19 protein-coding genes are annotated in these 20,666 nt (G+C 61.7%); 14 read left to right on the forward strand and 5 right to left on the reverse strand.

The features are described 5' to 3' along the window. Positions 1-26: 26 nt before the first annotated feature. Positions 27-1,547, forward strand: a complete 1,521-nt coding sequence (locus AC3EA7_RS14710) for an acyl--CoA ligase (protein WP_488614818.1) — start codon at positions 27-29, stop codon at positions 1,545-1,547. Further along, the gene (locus AC3EA7_RS14715; protein ID WP_488614819.1) at positions 1,544-2,542 is read left to right on the forward strand and encodes a 2-dehydropantoate 2-reductase; all 999 of its coding nucleotides are present in this window, start codon (positions 1,544-1,546) and stop codon (positions 2,540-2,542) included. The genes AC3EA7_RS14710 and AC3EA7_RS14715 overlap by 4 nt, the downstream gene beginning before the upstream one ends. Here the strand turns inward: AC3EA7_RS14715 and AC3EA7_RS14720 are convergent. Then, on the reverse strand, positions 2,520-5,765 hold the full coding sequence (locus AC3EA7_RS14720) for an AfsR/SARP family transcriptional regulator (RefSeq protein WP_488614820.1): 3,246 nt from the start codon (positions 5,763-5,765) through the stop codon (positions 2,520-2,522). The genes AC3EA7_RS14715 and AC3EA7_RS14720 overlap by 23 nt on opposite strands. 132 nt (positions 5,766-5,897) lie before the next feature. On the opposite strand from AC3EA7_RS14720, the gene AC3EA7_RS14725 reads away from it, so the two are divergent. Then, positions 5,898-6,191, forward strand: coding sequence for a hypothetical protein (locus AC3EA7_RS14725; RefSeq protein ID WP_488614821.1), 294 nt, complete (start codon positions 5,898-5,900; stop codon positions 6,189-6,191). A 217-nt stretch (positions 6,192-6,408) separates the two neighbouring features. On the opposite strand, the gene AC3EA7_RS14730 is transcribed toward AC3EA7_RS14725, so the two are convergent. Together AC3EA7_RS14730 and AC3EA7_RS14735 are read right to left on the reverse strand one after the other, a co-directional pair. Further along, complete coding sequence (locus tag AC3EA7_RS14730) at positions 6,409-7,152, reverse strand: 3-oxoacyl-ACP reductase family protein (protein ID WP_488614822.1); 744 nt, start codon at positions 7,150-7,152, stop codon at positions 6,409-6,411. Between the two features lie 309 nt (positions 7,153-7,461). Beyond that, entirely contained in the window at positions 7,462-8,652 is a 1,191-nt protein-coding gene (locus AC3EA7_RS14735) for an acetyl-CoA C-acyltransferase family protein (protein WP_488614823.1), read from the reverse strand. Between the two features lie 443 nt (positions 8,653-9,095). On the opposite strand from AC3EA7_RS14735, the gene AC3EA7_RS14740 reads away from it, so the two are divergent. The 4 genes from AC3EA7_RS14740 to AC3EA7_RS14755 all read left to right on the forward strand — a co-directional run bounded on the left by AC3EA7_RS14740 (position 9,096) and on the right by AC3EA7_RS14755 (position 11,536). Continuing rightward, positions 9,096-9,641 (forward strand): GNAT family N-acetyltransferase, encoded by a 546-nt coding sequence (locus AC3EA7_RS14740; protein ID WP_488614824.1) that lies wholly within the window; start codon positions 9,096-9,098, stop codon positions 9,639-9,641. A 371-nt stretch (positions 9,642-10,012) separates the two neighbouring features. Beyond that, positions 10,013-10,702, forward strand: a complete 690-nt coding sequence (locus AC3EA7_RS14745) for a 2-phosphosulfolactate phosphatase (RefSeq protein WP_488614825.1) — start codon at positions 10,013-10,015, stop codon at positions 10,700-10,702. A 128-nt stretch (positions 10,703-10,830) separates the two neighbouring features. After that, positions 10,831-11,220, forward strand: a complete 390-nt coding sequence (locus AC3EA7_RS14750) for a HEPN domain-containing protein (protein ID WP_488614826.1) — start codon at positions 10,831-10,833, stop codon at positions 11,218-11,220. Beyond that, entirely contained in the window at positions 11,192-11,536 is a 345-nt protein-coding gene (locus AC3EA7_RS14755) for a nucleotidyltransferase domain-containing protein (protein WP_488614827.1), read from the forward strand. The genes AC3EA7_RS14750 and AC3EA7_RS14755 overlap by 29 nt, the downstream gene beginning before the upstream one ends. Before the next feature lie 14 nt (positions 11,537-11,550). On the opposite strand, the gene AC3EA7_RS14760 is transcribed toward AC3EA7_RS14755, so the two are convergent. Further along, a complete protein-coding gene (locus AC3EA7_RS14760; protein ID WP_488614828.1) occupies positions 11,551-11,958 on the reverse strand; it encodes a type II toxin-antitoxin system VapC family toxin in 408 nt (135 codons plus the stop codon). Then, positions 11,958-12,233: an AbrB/MazE/SpoVT family DNA-binding domain-containing protein gene (locus tag AC3EA7_RS14765; RefSeq protein WP_488614829.1), complete on the reverse strand. Its 276-nt coding sequence runs from the start codon at positions 12,231-12,233 to the stop codon at positions 11,958-11,960. The genes AC3EA7_RS14760 and AC3EA7_RS14765 overlap by 1 nt, the downstream gene beginning before the upstream one ends. Before the next feature lie 71 nt (positions 12,234-12,304). Here AC3EA7_RS14765 and AC3EA7_RS14770 point away from each other — a divergent pair, with 71 nt between their 5' ends. The 7 genes from AC3EA7_RS14770 to AC3EA7_RS14800 all read left to right on the forward strand — a co-directional run bounded on the left by AC3EA7_RS14770 (position 12,305) and on the right by AC3EA7_RS14800 (position 20,607). After that, the gene (locus tag AC3EA7_RS14770; protein WP_488614830.1) at positions 12,305-14,434 is read left to right on the forward strand and encodes a DUF5107 domain-containing protein; all 2,130 of its coding nucleotides are present in this window, start codon (positions 12,305-12,307) and stop codon (positions 14,432-14,434) included. A 10-nt stretch (positions 14,435-14,444) separates the two neighbouring features. Continuing rightward, the gene (locus AC3EA7_RS14775; RefSeq protein ID WP_488614831.1) at positions 14,445-15,116 is read left to right on the forward strand and encodes a Uma2 family endonuclease; all 672 of its coding nucleotides are present in this window, start codon (positions 14,445-14,447) and stop codon (positions 15,114-15,116) included. Then, positions 15,117-16,271, forward strand: coding sequence for a DUF711 family protein (locus AC3EA7_RS14780; RefSeq protein WP_488614832.1), 1,155 nt, complete (start codon positions 15,117-15,119; stop codon positions 16,269-16,271). It begins immediately after the preceding gene. An 886-nt stretch (positions 16,272-17,157) separates the two neighbouring features. Beyond that, positions 17,158-18,135, forward strand: a complete 978-nt coding sequence (locus AC3EA7_RS14785; protein WP_488614833.1) for an NAD-dependent epimerase/dehydratase family protein — start codon at positions 17,158-17,160, stop codon at positions 18,133-18,135. Between the two features lie 5 nt (positions 18,136-18,140). Further along, a complete protein-coding gene (locus tag AC3EA7_RS14790) occupies positions 18,141-19,262 on the forward strand; it encodes a glycoside hydrolase family 5 protein (protein ID WP_488614834.1) in 1,122 nt (373 codons plus the stop codon). Positions 19,263-19,953: 691 nt separating this feature from the next. Then, positions 19,954-20,088, forward strand: coding sequence for a hypothetical protein (locus AC3EA7_RS14795; protein WP_488614835.1), 135 nt, complete (start codon positions 19,954-19,956; stop codon positions 20,086-20,088). Between the two features lie 204 nt (positions 20,089-20,292). Beyond that, complete coding sequence (locus AC3EA7_RS14800) at positions 20,293-20,607, forward strand: Uma2 family endonuclease (RefSeq protein ID WP_488614836.1); 315 nt, start codon at positions 20,293-20,295, stop codon at positions 20,605-20,607. Positions 20,608-20,666 lie beyond the last annotated feature (59 nt).

The raw sequence follows: 20,666 nt of genomic DNA on the forward strand, positions 1-20,666 counted from the left end.
GACTCTGGATACTGTAAGGAATACTGGTGCTTACTCTCCTGGATATTCTGACGCGCGGCGAACCCGATGCTCTCGCATTGCTGGCGCCGGACACGCCTCCGTTGCCATTCGCCCGGTTGCGCGAGCATGTGCTGGAACTGGCAGAGCGCCTCGCTGCCTTTGGCGTGGCGCGCGGCGAGCGAGTGGCGATCGCGCTCGGCAATGGTCCTGCAATGGCGCTGAGTTTCCTTGCAGCGGCGACATGCGCAACCGCCGCGCCGCTCAACCCGAAGTATCGCCAGGACGAGTTTGCGTTCTACTTCGAGGATACCCGCGCAACGACGCTGATCGTGCCGCCTGTCGGGATGGAAGCGGCGCGCGCCGCCGCAGCGCCCGGCATGACCGTTGTGACGGCGGCGCTCCGTGCCGATAGCACGCTCGACCTGGCGCTCGAACGCGGCGCGCGCCCGGCGCAGACGTTGACGCCGCCACAGCCCGATGATGTGGCGCTGATTCTGCACACCAGCGGCACCACCAGCCGCCCTAAGCGCGTGCCGCTGCGCCAGCGCAATCTGGTCGCCTCGGCGCGCAATATCGTCGGCGCGTACCGGTTGACGCCCGCTGATCGGGCGCTGTGTGTGATGCCCCTCTTCCACATCCACGGTATTGTCGCCACCCTGTTCGCGCCGCTCGCCTCGGGCGGGTCGGTCGTCATTCCCCCCGGCTTCGACGCTCTGCGCTTCTGGGGCTGGCTGACTGCGTTTCGCCCAACGTGGTTTTCGGCTGTGCCGACGATGCACCAGATGCTGCTGGCGCGCGCCGAACGCCAGACGGCCGCGATTCGCGCCGTGCCGCTGCGCTTCATTCGCTCCAGCAGCGCACCGCTGCCGCCGGTCGTCCTGGAACAGCTCGAAGCGACGTTTCAGGCGCCGGTGATCGAGTCCTACGGGATGACCGAAGCAAGCCACCAGATGACGACCAATCCGCTGCCGCCGCTGCCGCACTACGCCGGGTCTGTCGGGTATGGCTTCGGCGTTGAGGTGACGATTCTTGATGAACACGGCGCCGAACTGCCGCGCGGCGAACGCGGCGAGGTGGCGGTGCGGGGACCGAGTGTGTTCGATGGCTACGAGAATAACCCCGAAGCCACTGCGACTGCGTTCGCCAACGGCTGGTTTCGCACCGGCGATCAGGGGCGGATCGATGCCCAGGGGTATCTGTGGCTGACGGGCCGCCTGAAGGAATTGATCAACCGTGGCGGCGAGAAGATCTCCCCGCTCGAAATCGACGATGTTCTGCTCCGGCATCCGGCAGTGGCGGAGGCTGTCGCGTTCGCTGCGCCGCATCGGACGCTCGGTGAAGAAGTGCATGCCGCCGTCGTGCTGCGCACCGAAGCGACCGAGCAGGAACTGCGCGAGCACTGCGCCGCGTTTTTGGCGGATTTCAAGGTGCCGCGCGTCATTCACATCCTGCCGGAGATTCCACGCGGCGCAACCGGGAAATTGCAACGGATCGCAATGGCGAAACTGCTGGGACTGACCGACGACTCATCGGGGAGGGCGCAGTGAAGATCTGTATCGTTGGCGCAGGTTCGATCGGCGGCTATCTGGGGGCGCGGCTGGCGCACGCGGGTGAGCAGGTCACGCTGATTGCCCGTAGCGCAAATCTGGCTGCCATCCGCGAACGCGGCGTGACGCTCATCGAGTCCGACGGGACGATGTTGACCGTCCATCCTGCATTGGCAACCGACGACCCATCAGTCGCGGGCGCACACGACGTGGTAATTGTCGCCGTCAAAGCGCATCAGTTGCCGGGAGTTGCGCCTCTGATCCGCCCCTTGTTTCACGACGAAACGATCGTCGTTCCGGCACAGAACGGCATTCCCTGGTGGTACTTCCAGCGGCATGGCGGACCGTTCGAGGGACGGCGCATCGAGTCGGTCGATCCCGACGGTGTCATCGCTGCGAACATCGAGACCGAACGCATTATCGGGTGTGTCGTCTACCCGGCGACCGAACTGGAGGCGCCGGGGATCGTCCGCCATATCGAAGGCGACCGGTTTACGCTTGGCGAACTCGATGGATCGCGCAGCGAGCGCGTGCAGCATCTCTCACAGACACTGGCGCGCGCAGGGCTGAAAGCGCCGGTGCGCCCGCGTATTCGCACCGACATCTGGATCAAACTGTGGGGCAACCTGGCGTTCAACCCGGTCAGCGCGCTGACACGCGCCACGCTGATCGACATCTGCCGCCATCCGCAGGCGCGTGCGCTGATCGTCGCTATGATGGAAGAAGGGCAGGCAGTCGCCGAGCGATTGGGCATCACGTTCGGCCTCACCATCGATCAGCGCATCGCCGGCGCCGAACAGGTTGGCGCGCACAAGACTTCGATGCTCCAGGACATCGAGGCCGGCAGTGCAACCGAAGTGGATGCGCTGGTGGGGGCAGTGGCTGAACTCGGCAGGCTGACGAACGTGCCAACGCCGCATATTGATGCGATCTATGCCGCCGTCAAACTGCTGGAACATACGGTAACGCACACTACACGGTCTCGTTCCGCTTGATGCGCTCCCAGAGGTCGGTCGTCTCCGGGAGCGGTTCGATCCCAAGTTCATCCTGCAATGCCTGAACGCAGCGCGCATAGGCGCGCAACGCCTGAGAACGGCTCCCTGCGCGGGCATAGGCGCGCATGAGGGTCTGGTAGGCTTCTTCGTAACCGCGGTCGCGGCGAATGATGTGCTCGCACAGATCAATGGCTTCATCAAATTCGCCGCGATCAACCAGTAATCTGGCAAGAGTCGCTGTTGATGCCAGATGACGCGCCAGCAAACGCTCGCGTTCTTCGAGCGTCCAGGAATCGTACAGCGCCTCGGCGAGATAGTCGCCGCGGTACAACTGGAATGCTGTGCGACGGCTGCGAATTTCGACCTCCGCATCGCGTCCTGGCGCTCCAGCGGTACGCAGTTCGAACTCATCCACATCGATCCAGCAGCCGTAGGATGGCGCAAAACTGTATGCCAACCCCCGGCGCCGGATGAAAAACGGCGCAACGCGCGGCGGTCGGCGCGGCTCCAGCACATTGTTGAGCGCATTGAGCGTCACCTTGAACTGCCGCTCGGCGGCTGCCGGTTCGCTATCGGGCCAGAGCCAGGCGCAGATCTGTTCACGCTGCAACCACATGCCACGGTAGGTCAGCAACAGTTGCAACAGTTGCCGCGCTTTCTCGCGTTGCCACTCACGCGCCTGAATCTCGTGCGCGCCGCGGAAGATGCGAAAGCGCCCAAGCATACAGACCCGCAGGGTATAGCCGGGATGGTAGATATCAACGGCGTCGTCAGCGGCAATTGACGGGAAGCCCTGCCGCAAAAGGCGGTGCGCTGTCGTTGCCTGACGCTGTGTTGCACCGCGCAATGACCGTCCTCGAAGGAGCAGCGGAACCAGGATTGCCAGATCGTAGGGACCGAACAGCGTGCGTGTCGTCAAGACGCCATCGAACCCATGCGTGCCGACCGGTTCCAGGAGACGTTCGATCTTTCGGTCGGCTTCCGCTTCGTTGCCAGACTGCAAATGGACGTGCGCTTCCCAGAGAAGCGCAACCGTCTGACCGTACTGATCGTCGCCGCGAACAAACCGCTGATATGCTTCGCCAAGCCATTCGAGCGCGCGCGGATCGCCGGCGGCGGCGGCAACGCTGCCAAACGCCAGCCAGATGAGCGCCGCCGTCCACTCATCACCCGCATCTAACGCGCGGTCGAGACCATCGCGGGCATAGGCTTCGGCAGCAGCAAGATTGCCGGCATGCCCCTCGAGCAAGGTCAGCCCCAGCATCACCTCAGCGCGCGCCCGCGGAATGCCGACAGCCTCGATGATTTCGAGCGCAGCGCTGTAGTGGTAGCGCGCCATCTCATCGCTCGATGCCGTCACCAGACAGGCATGACCAAGGCGCATATGAGCAATCGCCTCGGTTAATGGCGAGTCGCCGCGTTGCGCCTCGAGCAACCCGCGTTGGGCAAGCGCCAATGCGCGCACGCCATTGCCCAGCATACACTCAATCAACGCCAGCAACAGGAGCGGATCGCGATGCAGTGAGCATTCCGAACGCGCTCTACCGGCTTCCAGACCGAGTTCTTCTTCGAGCAGACGACGCGCCTCAATCAACCTGCCGCTGCGCAGCAACAGGCGGGGCGACAGGATGGCGGAACGGCGATAGCCTCCGACAGCGTCAGTGTGCGCTGTTTTGCCATACGCCTCACGGTGCGCAGCTGCAATAATCAAGATCGACACATCGGCGCGACCGCGGTTGATCCAGTTTTCCGCTTGCAGGCTGAGGATCGTGGCGCGTTCAGCATGGCGATGACGCGGCAAGAGTTTCATGGCACGCTTCAGCAGAACCGCAGCCGGCGCCGGTTGCACCGTATCGATATACACCTCCGCCTGACCGCGCAAGGCGCGCACCTGTCCTTCCGTATCGCCCTGCGCCCGGTACAGTTCTTCCGCCTTACGGTATAACTCCACTGCTTGCGTATAGCGACCGAGACGGCGTTCGGCGACAGCGCGCGCCTCGAGCAATACGGCGCGACTCCGATGCGCCGGCGGAATCTGGTCAATCCAGTCCAGCAGCGCCGCAGCCTGCGAACCGGACATACCGGAAAATGCCATCCGGCTCAATGCAGCAGCGGCGTCATCCCATCGTTCGGCGGCGAGAAAATGGTGCGCTGCGCCGTGGTCGTCGCCGTGCGCGGCATAGTATCGTCCCAATTGCGCATGGATGGCGCGCCAGTCGGGCAGGTCGCGCTCCGCCAGGCGCGCAAAACCGGCTGCCTGGAGTGGTTGGTAGACGCGCCGACCATCCGGCAGGGTTTCGATGAACAACTCCCATCGTTCGAGCGATTCGACGGTGATATGGAGGTTCGCCAGTTCTGCAACGGCGGCGCATGCCGCTTCGTCGATCCAGCGCATCAATGCCGTGCCAAGCACCCACGTCCGCACGGCGAACGGTAGATCGCCCAGGACTTCACGCGCCAGGTACGCATCGAGATGCGGCGCGATGATGTCGTGCAGGCGCTCTGGAGTCGGCGGTTGGTCGGGGAGCGTTGCGGAGTCGATGCGTGCTGCGGCAAAGAAGCGGAGCGCCAGGGGCCACCCGCGCGCCAGGGCATTGAGGTCGGCATCGATTGGATGGGGCGGCAGGCCGTATGCCGCAAAGAAATCGCGCGCCTCTGCATCGGTGAACGCCAGTTGCGCCCGGCTCAGGCGATAGAGTTCGCCACGCGCCGCGATGGTCGGCAGGGACGCGAGCGCAGGCATTTCCCGGCTGACCAGCACCAGGTGGAGACGAGGCGGCAGACGATCAATCAGGTGCTCAATCAGAACGCGCAATTCAGGGCGTCGGTCGGCGCAGTGGAGATCGTCCAGGATCAGTAACGTCTCATCACCCAACGCCGTCAGCGCATTGATCAGTTGATCGAGAAGATCAACCGGATGCGCAGCCGCAAGCGAGACCTGATCCCATCCGGTCATCGGGCGAAACGCGGACATCAGATGCAGCGCCAGCGACAACGGCGTATCTGCGGAATCTAGTCGGCACCAGGCTGCGGGCCATCCGCCGTGGCGCGCAAAATTGGTAAGCGCAACCGTTTTGCCGCTGCCGGCCGGCGCCAGAACGAGAGTCACCGGATAATCGGCGACCGCAGCGAGCAACCCATCAATCCGCGGGCGCTCGATGGTTCGAGCCGGTTGTGGCGGCGGTTCCAGGCGCGGAAGCAATACCGTCGATACAAGAGACACAGCAGCGCCGAACTCACCCGTAACTCGTGAAACTAGCATGTGATATGGTATATTGTATTATACTCAATTTGAACAGTACTCAATACTGCTATCTTTCGACCGGAAGCGCTGTGTTCGGAAAGGAGCAGACCCATGACGAACAAAAACGCTGAAGACGCCGTGCGCAAAACCTACAGCAGCGCTCAAGAGATGGTTGGCAAATCGGTCAAAGCCTGGACGGACCTGGTTGCTGTCAGCACCGACATGGCCTACGATATGGTGCTGAAAAACTGGAACTACAGCCGCAGCATTCGCAGCTCGGCGGAACAGGCCATAGAAGACGCCATCAACACGCAGGCGCGCTTTGCCAAAGAAATGATGGGCGTCTGGAAGGATTATGCCGAGAGCGTCTCCGACATCATCAGCAAGACAACCCGAAAAGAATGATGCCGGAGACGCGCCGCAGGCGGCGCAAGCCTTTGAGGTCACTCTTCAAAGGTGATGTTTGTTTTCCCCTGTCACCCTTTTGCCTTCCGCCTGTAACCCCTCTCGCTGCTCACCTTCCACTGACAGCCGTTGCGATGCAACGAATCTACCTTCTCGCGTTACGGTGCAACGGCTCTATCTTTGCAGGTTGAACCCTCAACCCCGCTCGCCTCGCGCCTTACATATACGCGCCGCCATTGACGTTGATCTGCTGTCCGGTGATGTAATCGCCATCAGCGGCAAGGAAGACAACCGCCTTCGCCATTTCCTCCGGCAGGCCGAAACGTCCCAGGGGGATGCGCGCCTTGATCTGATTCTGCACATCCTCGGGGACTTTCGAGAGCATGTCGGTGAGCGTGAACCCTGGAGCGACGACATTGACCGTGATGCCAAACTTCGCCAGTTCGAGCGCTGCGGTTTTGGTGAAGGCGATAATTCCGCCTTTGCTGGCGCCGTAGTTCGCCTGACCAAACGCAGCAGTCTGACCATTCATCGAGCTGATGTTGATAATCCGGCCGTACTGTTGTTCGATCATCGGCTGCATCGCAGCAGTGGTGCAGAAGAAGACGGCGTTGAGGTTGGTCTGAATGACCTGCAGCCAGTCTTCATCGGTCATCTTCCGCAGCGACCGGTCGCGGGTAATACCCGCGTTATTGACCATAATATCGAGTCGCCCGTAGGCGTCGAGGAATCGCCTGACCATGGCGCGCGCTTCGGTTGGATCGGCGACATTCGCCTGCAACAACATGCATTCGCGCCCCATCGACTTGATTTCTGCCGCGACCTCTTCTGCCAGCGCCTGGTTGTGCTGATAATTGACGCCAACGGTGCACCCTTCACGCGCCAGTTCCACTGCAATGGCGCGCCCAATTCCACGCGAAGCGCCTGTCACGATTGCGTACTTTCCTTCGAGACGACCCATGCCGTTACCTCCTTGCTAGTATGGGTTAGGGGTTAGGAGAACTGAGAACTGAGAACTGAGAACTGAGAACTGAGAACTGAGAACTGAGAACTGAGAACTGAGAACTGAGAACCGAGAACTGAGAACCGAGAACCGAGAACCCGAAACCAGCGCTCCTTCCCCCAACCCCTTCGACTTCTAATGTCTCGTACCTTCTGCGACTTGCAACCTGATGAGCGCCCACCGGGGACGCCCCTCCCTTCAAGGTTTCCACGTTCAACCCGCACGCCTGCCGAGGCATGGGTTCAACGTTTCCGCTGCCAAACCTTGCTACATCCGCTCGAAGATCGCAGCGATGCCTTGACCGCCGCCGATACACATGGTGACACATGCATAGCGACCACCGGTGCGGTGCAGTTCGTAAAGCGCTTTCACCGTCAAAATCGCGCCGGTGGCGCCAATCGGGTGGCCGAGCGAAATGCCGCTGCCGTTCGGATTGACTTTGTCCATCGGCAGTTCGAGGTCGCGGAGCACTGCCAGCGCCTGCGCTGCAAACGCTTCGTTCACCTCGAAGACATCGATATCGCTGATTGTCAACCCGGTCCGCTCCAGCACCTTGCGCACCGCCGGCACCGGACCGATGCCCATGTACTTGGGATCGACGCCGACCATACTGTATCCAACCAGACGACCCATTGGCTTGTAGCCGCGCTGCTCGGCGACGCTGCGATCCATCAGCACCACAGCCGCCGCAGCATCGTTGATGCTCGACGCGTTCCCCGCCGTGACCGTGCCCTGCTTGTCGAACACCGGGCGCAGTTTGGCGAGTTTCTCCAGGGTTGTGTCGGGGCGAACGCTCTCATCGGTATCGAACAACTGCGTCCCACCCTTGACTTTGATCTCAATTGGGACAATCTGATCCTTGAAGCGCCCTTCGGCAATAGCTGCTGCGGCGCGTTTGTGGCTCTCGACCGCCAGCGCATCCTGATCCTCGCGGGTGATTTCCCATTTGCGAGCGACGTTCTCGGCGGTCACCCCCATGTGCACATCGTCGAACGGGTCGCTCAACGCTGCAACCATGACATCGACCATCGTGACATCATTCATGCGCGCGCCCCAGCGCATCGCCGGCGCCCAATACGGGCTGCGGCTCATCGACTCGGCGCCGCCGGCGACAGCAGCGTCGGCATCGCCCAGCATAATCGTCTGCGCTGCTGAGATGATCGCCTGCAACCCGCTGCCGCACAGACGATTCAGCGTCAGCGCCGGAACGTCCACCGGCAGACCGCCTTTCACGCCCGCGACCCGCGCCAGATAGTGATCATGCCCATCCGTATGAATAATGTTGCCAAACACCACCTGCCCGATCTCCGTTGGCTCGACCCCTGCCCGCTTCACTGCCTCACGCACGACCTGCGCCGCCAGTTCGCTTGGCGGTTGATCCTTGAGACTGCCGCCAAAATTGCCGATGGGGGTGCGTACACCGCTCAGCACCACCACGTCGCGTCCGTTGGTCGCCATTGCTTCCTCCTTAATGTCTGCGATAGCAAAGCTGCGCCATCACATCAGCGATGCCGCCAGGTGAAATTATCCGGCTCTGGAGTAATTCATGTGAGCGCCCAACTGCCTGCACTCTGGCTGTTATCGTATCGCGGAGCGACAGCCAGCATGCAGAACAGCCCTCAACATCCGTCGTCGCAGCAGGTATGCAGGAATAGGTTGCAACTCCTATTGTACCATTGTAGTGGCAGGGTTATCAATGTGGTGTTAGGATGTTTTTGTAGCGAGTAACCATTTCTTCACCAGATATGGCGAAGACGCTCATGCGGCAGCGTCTGTGATATAGTAAAGTAAGAGCACTCCACATCCATGGGCGTGCTGCCTGATCCATCGGCGAACGACAATGAACTGGACGACGCCGGAAGGCGATAGCGAACCGTAGTATCATGACAGGAGGTGATTGTATGGTTGAGCGCGTAGAAGCGCCGATTGCCGCAACGTTGCGCAACGGCCAGACTGTGACGATTCGCCCGCTCGCTGAGCATGATCGCGATGCGTTGCTCCAGTTTGGTCGTTCGCTGCCGGACGATGACTGGCTCTACCTTGAGACCGACTTGCACAACCCCGAGATCATCAACCGTCTGGTCAACGCATATGCGGCAGAAAACTGGCGCCAGCTGGTTGCGGTGACGGAGAGCGGCGAGATTGTCGGCTACAGTGCGGTGCGGCGATTGCCGGGATGGTCGAGCCACGTCGGTGATATTCATCTGATCGTGCGTACAGATTATCGCCGCTGCGGCCTTGGCACTGCCATGGCGCAGGCGATTTTCGATGCAGCCCGCGACCTGGGGGTGGCAAAGGTGATCGTTGAGATTCTGCAGGAGCAGACGAGCGGCATTGCGATCTTCGAGCGCCTGGGGTTCAAGATCGAAGGGACGTTTAGCGATCACGCGCGTGACCATGTGGGCAGGCGGCATCACTTGTATATCCTTGCCTACCACATCATCTGATGCGTGCTCCTGGATGTCGCCAACTGCAAACGATCCGCAACGCCTGATAGAACGATCAACCAGATGGTGCACAATACTTGCCCGTGTTGACCGCCTTGCGGCTGATGTTGGCTGCGACAGGCTCAGCCAACGTCGGCTTCTTCCACTGAAGTCGGTCGAACCGCTCGCGCATATTTGCTGACGTTGGCTTCGACAAGCTCAGCCAACGTCGGCTGCGACGGGCTCAGCCGCTCCACGTCTTTGATGATCCAGGTTTGGTTGATCGCTCTATGAGAGCGTGTCTGAAACGTCAATCGGGCGGGTAAAGGCGCTCCCTTCGCCCGCCCGACTGCACCTCGTGAGGCGAGTTTTCAGACACCCTCTGAACTGCAATGGAGATCGCACTCGCCGATCTGCAAACCTACTGCGGCGCTGCACCCAATGAGGCGGTTGTTGTCATTGACGTGTTGCGCTCATTTACAACTGCTGCCTACCTGTTCCATGCCGGCGCGCGCGCGCTTCTGCTTGCAGCGACCCCCGACGAAGCCCGCGTGCTGGCGAGCCGTTTCCCTTCCGCTGCAACGGTTGGCGCAGTGCCCGGCGGTTTCCCCATTGATGGGTTCGACTTTGGCAATTCACCTGCCGCTCTGCGCAATGTTTGCCTGACCAATCGGGATGTTGTGCTCTGTACGGCTGGCGGCGTTCGTGGCGCAACCATCGCCCGACACGCCGCTCTGCTCCTTGGCGGCTCGCTGGTGTGCGCCGTCGCTACTGCACGTTTGCTGCGCCGCCTCGATCCGTCACGCGTCACCCTCCTGGTTACTGGGGTCTATATCGACCGTGATGGCGATGAGGATATTGCGTGCGCCGAGTATCTTGCGGCGCATCTGCGCGGCCAGACGCCCGACCCGGCGCCGTTCGAGCGCCGGGTGCGCGAGTCGACCTTCGGCAGACGCTTTGGCGATCCTGCCCATCCCCACCTCCCGCTTGCCGATATGGAACTCTGCGCGCAGGCGGATGTGTTCAACTTTGCGATGCCGATTGTGCACCAGGACGGGATAATGATGGTGGTTCGAGGATGATGGCGCTCTCCAGAAAGGTTCACGCACGAGACGTAAAGGCGTAACGTGTATCGATGGCGGTCTACATATCGGAGTACAATAGAGCCATGAACGCTGAGCCTGAACATCGCATGAAAGGCCCCGGAACGATGACCAACAGGTACGCAGACTGGTTTCGACAGGCTGAGGCGGACCTGCGCCATGCCCGGAATGCCCTGGACGATGGCGATTATGAGTGGAGTTGCTTTGCCGCCCAGCAGGCCGCAGAAAAAGCTTTGAAGTCATTGTTTCAGCGGTTGGGGATGGAGGCGTGGGGGCACACGCTTACCGCGCTGATCGGAAATCTGCCGCCAGACATCCAGACGCCGCCCAAACTGGTGGACCATTGCCGCGTCCTGGACAAGCACTACATCCCTACCCACTATCCGAATGGGTTTGCTTCCGGCGCGCCGACCGATTTTTACACGAAAGAGGAAGCAGAAGAAGCCATCCGATATGCGGAGACCATCCTTGAGTTCTGTCGTCATCAAATCAATTGATCGAGCGCGCGTCGAACAGGCTGTCAGGGAATATGCAAATCGCCTGTTTGCTGCGCATCCGGAGATTGAGCGCATCATCTGGTTCGGCTCGTGGGTAAACGGCATCCCCAGACCTGGGAGCGATGTTGACCTGTGCCTGATCCTCTCCTCGACGGATACGCCGATGCGTGAACGTGCTGTTGGCTTTCTGCCGGTCGGATTCCCGGTGGGAATTGACTTGTTTGTCTGCACACGCGCCGAATTTGAGCGCCTGAAAGCGGAATCTCCCGGCTGGTTCCAGGCTATCGCCTCCGGCAAAGATCTGGCGAGACCTTGATCTGCCTGTTCGCGCTATGATGCCCTGCTGCGTCGCACTTCGACGCCATCGCGCGGAAAGCGGGCGTCGAGGGAGTAGACGATTTTGTCGTCCGTTTCAATGGCGGCTGCCCAGACGAGCGCATCTGCGAAGGAAATGCGTCCTGACGGGCGGCAGAGCAATAATGCCTGGAGCAGCGTCTCTTTGCGCAGCGCAGATGGGAAGATGTTGCGCTTCTGGAGAAAAAGAACCAGCGTATCTACCACAGCTTCACGCGGGATGCCGTAGACGGAGGTGAGAACATACGCGGTTTCGGCAAGAACAACATCAGTGATGAGCAGATGTTCGTCACTGTCGATCACCTGTGCGGCCAGCATCGCCAGATCCGGCGGCTCGCCGGTGAGATACCGCACTACCACGCTTGTATCCAGCAATCCGCTCATCAGGAGTCCTCTCCTGACAGATCTTCTTTCCGTCGGGCCGCCGTTTCCCAGGCTCGCATGCGCGTCTCCGCCCACGACCCGTTGCTGACGCCGGTCGTGATGTGTGCTGCCAGACTTCCTTTCAGTGATTGATCATGCTCCGGCGGAACGAAGTAAAGTTCCACATGCCCGTCTACCAGACGCTGAAGTGCGATCCAGCCGGGTTTGACTCCCAAACGTTCGCGGATATCTTTATTGATGACAATCTGCCCTTTTTGTCCTACAATGGATGCCATGGTCATACCTTTCTGGGATAGTATGACTATAGCATGGGTATACAATATACGTCAAGAAGAGAGTCATCCTTATGAAACCACTCCTGGCGCTCCTCGTCGCCGTTGCGCTGCTGGTTCCCGCTGCGCCGGTCTCTGCCGCACCCCTTCCCGATGGTTTCGCCGACTCCGCCTTTGCTGCGTTGTGGACGCGCACTGACCGGGCTGTTGCGACTGGTGTGGTGCAGCGCTCGTGGACGTATGGCGCCGCTCCCGGCGAGATGCGCTACGAATACTTTCCAGGCGCACCGGGAGATACGCGCCTGGTGCAGTATTTCGATAAAGCGCGGATGGAAATCAATGATCCGAACGGCAACCGCCGATCCCCCTGGTTTGTCACCGGCGGACGGCTGGTGGTCGAGTTGATCACCGGCAGGATTCAAACCGGATTCGAGACTTTCGAGCAGCGCGCGCCCGCCGCCATCCCCGTCGCCGGCGATCCGGTCGATAATCCGCAGGCGCCGACGTATGCACAACTTGCCGCGTATGTCGCGTTCGATGGCGGCGGGCGCGCGCCTCAACGCATCGGCGCACGGGTCAGCACGCTGCTCGGTCCCGACGGTCTTGCCGAACGGACCGACCTGGCGCTGCCGGCGACGACGATTGTGCGCTATGAGCCGGTGACGGGCCATAACGTGCCGCGCGTCTTTCGCGATTTTATGAGAGCCGCGCCGGTTGACGCGCTGTTCGCCTTCGGCTATCCGATCAGTGAGCCATACTGGGCGCTGGTTCGCGTCGGCGGGAACGAGATGCCGGTGATGTTCCAGGCGTTCGAGCGCCGCCTGCTGACCTATAATCCCGCCAACCCGTCGCGCTGGCAGGTCGAGATGGGGAATGTCGGGCAGCATTATTTTCTCTGGCGCTATGGGCGCCCGCTGCGCTACGCCGCGCCACCCTTCTCTGGCGTGCGCGTCCGCGAGACGACGCTAACCATTCCAACTTATGACTACGAGTTGGCGCTGGCGCCCACCAATCCCGGCGACCCGATCTATCCCTACCCGCGCCTCGATCCGACGCGCGTCGGTCTGCCGCAACCGCGCACCTACCCCGCCGTCATAGTCGAAAATCGCTTTCTGGAACTCACGTTCCTCCCCGAACTCGGCGGACGGTTGTACCGTGCAGTGATCAAGTCTACCGGGCAGAATGCGTTCTACCAGAACCCGGTGGTCAAACCGGCGCCGTTCGGTCAGCGCGGTTGGTGGTTGGGCGCCGGCGGGCTGGAATGGGCGGCGCCAACTGAGGAACATGGCTACCTGGAAGCCTTCCCGTGGGATATGACGGTCGAACGGCAAACCAATGCCATCACCGTGCGCATGACAACGGTCGAGCGTCAGCGTGGTCTGGATATGACCGCCGCTGTCGTCCTGCGCGCCGATGAGGGTCTTTTCAGTACGCAACTGACGGCGCGCAATGCTTCTGCCACTCCTCAACCACTTCAAATGTGGATGAATGCTGCGCTTGCCTCTGCTGCCAATCGGGTTGGACCTGCGGCGCGCTTCGTTGTGCCGGTGGATCAGATGATCGTTCACGCCACGGAAGACCGCGATCTGCCGCCGCCGCGCGCGACGGCGGGCTGGCCGCGCCATCAACAACGCGACCTGTCGCGTCCGTCGGCGTGGAACGGGTATGTGGGGCTGTTCGCCGTGCGACCGGTGCGCTTCGCTGGCTTCTACGACGCTCAGGCGGACGCGGGGATGGTGGCGCTGTCCGACGCCGGGTTCGCCGGGACAAAAGTATTTGCGTTCAGCGCGAACTTCGACCGCCGCCTGTTCACCGACGACGGCAGCGATTATGCTGAACTCTGGATTGGCGCACAACCGACCTTCTGGGACGATCCGCCGCTGAACGCCGGTGATCAGCGCGTGATCCGCGCCAACTGGATGCCGTTGCAGGGGTTGGGCGATCTCGCTGTGGCGAACGAGTCCGGCGCGCTTGGGGTGCAGCGCCGGGCTGGCGGAGCGCTAACGGTCAGCGTCGTTGCGGCGCGTGTTCAGACGGCGACGCCGGTGCGCATCCTGCTCGACGGGCGTGAGGTGTTCCGCAGCGCGCCGATTGGGTTGCGCCCCGACCTGCCGTTGACGATCGAGTTGCCGCCGGGGCGCGCGGATGGTACACTGCGGGTCGAGGCTGGCGGATGGGCGCTGGAGGCATCGCCCGGTTCATGAGGAGGCTGCCATGAGTGCGCCGACTGCGGTTGATCCCTCGGCTGCGGCGCAGCATCCCGCGCCACTCAGGATGACCTATGCTGAGTGGTTGGCGTGGGACCACGAGGGGCTGAGTGAGTGGATCAACGGCGAGGTTATCGTCCATATGCCGATAGAAGAGGAGCATCAGCGCGTTGTCGATCTTCTCAACCGGCTGCTGGGACTGTTTGTGCGTGCGCTGCGTCTCGGCGTCGTGCGCAGCGCGCCGTTTGCCGTGCGTGCGCTGCCGGACGGTCCTGGACGGGAACCGGACCTGTTCTTCCTGGCGGAGGAGCACAAAGAGCGACTGACCCGTCACGAACTCGCCGGACCCGCCGATCTGGTGGTCGAGGTGATTTCTGACGACAGCGTGGCGCGCAATCGCGACGAGAAGTTCTATGAATACCAGGCGGTCGGCGTGCGCGAGTACTGGATCATCGACCCGCGCTCTGGTCGGTTGCGCGCCGATTTCTATGTTCTCGACACGCGCGGTCAGTATCGCGCCGTTCCGCCGGACGACGACAATATCTACCGTTCGATGGTTCTGCCTGGTTTCTGGCTTGATGTGGCGTGGTTGTGGCGTCCCGATCCGAATCCGCTCGCCGCGTTGGGACGGATTGTGGGGGCTGAACGGGTGATGAGTGTATTGCAGGACAAGGTGTAAATGCGCATTCGCACACTAACGGCTAGCGCTTGTGAGGGCGATGTGGCGCAGGCGGCGCGGGCAGCACAGGAGGCGCGGCGGCGGCTCGAAGATGCCGGGTATGTGGTGCAGACGCTGCGCCTGGCGCTCGATATGAGCGGGATGAACCGTCCCGCCGATCTTGTGACTATAGCGCATGATGCTGAAGCGCTGGCGCGCGATGCCGGGTTCGATTATGTTTCGATCGGAAGGGTGGCAACTGACCGTCTGGCGTTGCTGGCGGAGGCGCTGGCAGCGACGGAGATCGTGTTTACCTCGGCGCGTCTTGCCAGGCGCGATGGCAGGACGGACGCAGCGGCAATCGCAGCCGCAGCGCGCGTGATTGCCGCGCTGTCATCGGCGACGCCGAATGGGTTTGGCAATCTGCGGTTTGCGGCGCTGGCGTCGGTTGCGCCGGGATCGCCGTTCTTTCCGGCGAGTTACCACAGCGGCGGCGACCCGTGGCTCGCTGTCGGGCCAGAAGCGGCGGCGCTGGCAGTGGAAGCGGCGCACGAGATCGAAGATGATGGCGTTTCCTCATCGTTTCAGGCAGTGGCTGCCAGAATCCAGCACTTCGAGGAAAACCTGAAAACGCGAATCGCAGAGCATGATGCACACATCCGTGGCGCACTCAAAGGAATCGATGAGGCGCATGGCGTGTACGTCGCGGGATGTGACTGGTCGCTGGCGCCGCATCCCGACCCGACTTGCAGTATTGGCGCGGCTATCGAGCGCGTCAGCGGCGCACCATTCGGCGGACCCGGCACACTGGCGGTTATTCGCGCCTGTACCGATGCTATTCGCGCTGCGGGGGTCGTCCTGATTGGGTTCAGCGGGGTGATGCTGCCGGTGCTGGAGGATGCTGTGCTCGCGCAGCGCAACGCTGAGGGGCGCTATGGGTGGCGCGACCTGCTGGCGTTCAGCACGGTGTGTGGCACGGGTCTCGATACTATTCCGCTGCCGGGGGACACGCCCATCGAGCAGATCGAAGGCATACTGGCGGAAGTCGCAGCGCTGGCAGGCGCGCTACGCAAGCCGCTCACGGCGCGTCTGATGCCCATCCCCGGCTTGCGCACAGGCGATATGACGGCGTTCAATTTCCCGTACTTCGTCAATACGCGCGTCATGGCGCTCTAACAACAGGAGGCAAGGGGCGAGAGGCGCTCGCACGTGGAGCGTTTTTATACTCAGGCGCGGTCATTCGTACCATACCGCCGGAGCGTGCCGCAGGACGCTGGGGCGCTGCGGGCGAAAGCCCTCGCTGAGCACGTGAAAGCCCCGCCGGGGCTTCTGAAGCCGATGCGCAGTCTGCGTCTACGACTGCCGGAGTGCGTTGACCATTGCTTCTTGCACGACGAACGCTCGAACATCTTGTCTGACTGAACGCAAGTTAGTATGAGATTGCCGAAGCAGGAAAAGGGGCGGCGGTTTGTCCATCTGTAGCGCCAGGGTCGGATAGGCGGCGTCATATGCGCCGTACTGGACTACGACGGTGGCCGACTTTACAAAAACGCGCCCGGGGCGCTGCCGAGCAAACCATAGCGCCCGCCCGCTGCCGAATCGCCGATATTCCCCGCATTCAGCAGCGATCTTCATCTTTCTATCCCGTGCTATAATAGCCGCAACAATCGCTCTGCACGATGGACAACGCTCATAACCAATGCGCAGTCATTTGGACCATACTGCCGGTGCGTGGAGCAGGACACCGGGCCGCTGTGGGCGAAAGCCCTCGCTGAGGACGCAGTTCGACCATGCTCATTGCAAGCGGTTCGACTGCGCTCACCGCAAGTGGAAGCCCCGCCAGGGCTGCTAATGCCAATGCGCACTCTGCATCCACGACATGCCCGCCGGTGCGCGTTGACCGTTGCGCCTTGCACAACGAACGCATGAACGGTTTGTCTGACTGAACGCGACCTGGTATCAGATGATCACTAGTCGGCGCCTGCGTTGCAGGGCATAGTTCTTTCTCCGCTGACAGAAGCCTGCGCTCTTCATTGTACTGAATGCGAGTTCTACAACCGCCATGCACGACGAACGTTTCCTGATCACCGGCGCGCTCGGATGTATCGGCGCGTGGACGGTCCGCAACCTGGCGCGTGAAGGGACGCCGGTCGTCGTCTTCGACCTGGCGAGCGACCCGCGCCGCCTGAAGTTGATCATGTCCGATGAGGAACTGGAACAGGTGACGTTTGTGAACGGCGACATCACCGATCTGGAGGCGCTCGAGCGCGCGCTCGACGAGCATGCCATCACGCGCGTCATCCATCTGGCGGCGCTCCAGATTCCGTTTGTGCGCGCCAACCCGCCGCTCGGCGCGCGCGTCAATGTCGTCGGTACGGTCAATGTCTTCGAGGCGGTCGCGCGGCGCCGCGACCGGATCGGCAGCGTGGTCTACGCCTCGTCGGCGGCGGTGTACGACGCGGTCGATGCCGATGTCTCCGGCGTGGTGGCGCACGGCGCCATCGGGCATCCGACGACGCTCTACGGCGTGTTCAAGCAAGCCAATGAGGGCACGGCGCGCGTCTACTGGCAGGATGCACAGGTGGCGAGCATTGGTCTGCGCCCGTACATCGTCTATGGACCGGGGCGCGACCAGGGGTTGACGTCGAGTCCGACGAAGGCGATGGTTGCGGCGGCGCTCGGCAAACCGCACCACATTCCGTATGGCGGGCGCGCCGCCTACCAGTACGCCGATGATGTGGCGCGCACCTTCATCGCCTGCGCGCGCGCGCCATTCCAGGGCGCAGAGATCTTCAACCTGAACGGCAGTGTGGCGACAATGGGCGAAATTGTGGCAGCGATTGAGGCGGTGGCGCCGCAGGTGCGCGGGTTGATCACCTTCGATGAAAAGCCGCTTCCTTTCCCGGAAGCGTTCGATGCCGCGCCGCTCGAGCGGGTGATCGGCGAATTGCCGTTTACGCCGCTGGAACAGGCGGTCGCTGAGACGGTCGCGCTGTTCCGCAGGCGGATCGCCGAAGGTGTCATGCCGGATAAAGTGTAGCGCCGATGAATCGTCGCACGTTTCTCCAGATCGCAACCGCCGCTGCGTCACTGAGCGTCGCCGGATGTACGACGCCCGCCGGCATCCCTGCGGATCGCCTGGCGCGCCTGGCGCGTGGCGTCAATATGAGCCACTGGTTCGCTCAGGCGCCGTTCTCCCGCGCCACGCTCCAATCGCGCCATACTGCCGATGAGTTCCGCGCGCTGCGCCGGGTTGGTCTGACCCACGTGCGCTTCCCGCTCGACCCGTATGTGCTCTTCAGTGAACGCGAGCCGGCGCGCCTCGATTCTGACCGGTTGCCGCTGTTCGATGCCGCGCTCGATATGATCCTCGAGGCGGACCTGGCGGTGATCGTTGAGTTGCACCCGGAGGATCGCTTTGTGAACCGGCTGGCGACGGATGACGAGTTTGTGGATGCGGTCGTGCGGTTCTGGCGGGCATTGGCGACGCATCTCAGCGCGCGCGATCCGGGGATGCTGTTCCTGGAGGCGTTGAACGAAGCGCATTTCGACAACCCGCTGCGCTGGGAGGCGGTGCTGCGTCGTTTTCTGGCGGCAATGCGCGAGGGCGCGCCACGCCATACGCTGATCGCCAGCGGCGACGGATGGGCCAGCATCGACGGGTTAGTGCAACTCACGCCGGTGGCGGATCGCAACGTGGTCTACAACTTCCACTTCTACGAACCGTTTGAGTTCACCCATCAGGGCGCGACGTGGGGGTACGAGATGTGGCGGCACTACTGCGGCGTTCCCTACCCCGTCGATGCGGAACGGATCGCGGCTGCGCTGGCGATGATCGACAATCCGCGCGCGCAGGAAGAAATCCGTTTCTATGGTCAGAGCGGCTGGGGCGCCACACGTATCGGGCAGCGTCTCGACCAGGCGGCGGCATGGGGCGCACAGCACAACGTGCCGCTGAACTGCAACGAGTTTGGGGTCTACCGATTGATCACAACGCCAGCGGATCGCCTTGCCTGGCTGACCGATGTGCGCACCGCGCTCGAAGCGCGCCGGATCGGTTGGGCGATGTGGGATTATGCCGGCGGCTTTAGCCTGACCCGCGACGGCACAAACGACCGGTCGCTCGATGAGGCAACCTTGCAGGCGCTGGGGTTGCAGGCGCCTTGAGAGAGAACACGGATTCGTTCATATGCCTGCGCGCCTCTCGAACGCTGGAGGCACGCGTACCTTCCACGAAGGACGCGAAGGAATACGAAGAGTGACGCTCCTCCCTTCCGCACAGCGTGGGAAAAGGGGGCAGGGGGAATGAGGAGCAAAGACGTCGGGGTGCGAAAAACGCGCAGCACATCCGGAAAATTCTACCCCTGCGAGATCAGCCCCGGAGGGGCTTTCACTTGCGGTGAGCGCAGTCGAACCGCCTGCAGTGAGCGTGGTCGAACTGCGCCCTCAGCAAGGGCTTCAGCCCGCAGCAATGCGGCAGTTCCCTGACAAATCACGACGGCAGCCCTGCACTGCTACCGAATGGTGCGTCATGGCAGCGTCGTGGGGTACCATATTCCTAATCTCACCTGTTCAGGAGGGCGTATGACAGCAACCACTCCTTTCCCGGCTGTCTCGTCGTTGCGCTACGCTCGGTTGACGCCGATTGGAACCACGAGCGCTGGACGACATTGCCGGACGACGGGAATCGCTACGAAGTGATTGATGGAGTGTTATTCGTGACGACAGCGCCCAGTTTTTTTCGATGAGTCCGCTGCAAAAAGGCGTAACCACCAAGGACACGAAGGTGAATTGACGAGCATTTCCTTTGTGTCCCTTTGTGACCTTCGTGGTTGCTTGTTGCAGTGAAGTCAAAGATATGACGATCCCTATTCGCATACGGCGCTGGCTGGCATTCGGGCAGCGCCTGGCGCCGATAGTCGCAGTTATGATGATGTTGTCCGCTGCACAAAGGCTTCACCTCCAAGGACCCGAAGCGCACGAAGGTGAATAAACATGAAGAGCATTTCCTTTGTATCACTTTGTGACCTTCGTGGGTGCTCTTTGCAGTGAAGTCATCAATGGATTGTGCGTCAGATTGCGCTTCAGTTAATTGCGCAGATTGACCGACACAGGAAAGTATGGACGGCGTGGGCGCCGGTCGGCATGCGGATGCCTGGCTGTGATCCGGTCCAGCCGGATATTGTCGTTGGGCGCCGTGGACCGTCACATCATCCACGACCGCCGTATTAACGGCGTATCGGCGCTGATTGTCGAAGTGTTGTCGCCATCGAACCCTGAGACTGATGAAACCATCAAACGTTTCTCATATGCACGTGCAGGCGTGCCGGAATACTGGATTGTGCGCCCTGCGTCGCGTGACGTCATCCTCTGCACATCCCCCGACCCGATCACCAGCGCCTTCCTGCACACCGAGCTGATCGCTGTGGATGGCACGCTTACCTCGCCGTCGCTTCCCTTCAGTGCGCCTGTCACCGGTTTTTTTGCCGGTTCGCCGGATGAGACGGTGTGATTTGGGAGCGTCTGTGCCGGATGATTGCGCCTGAGACCAATACCCTGCAAATAAACGCA

This window comes from Roseiflexus sp., assembly GCF_057785375.1.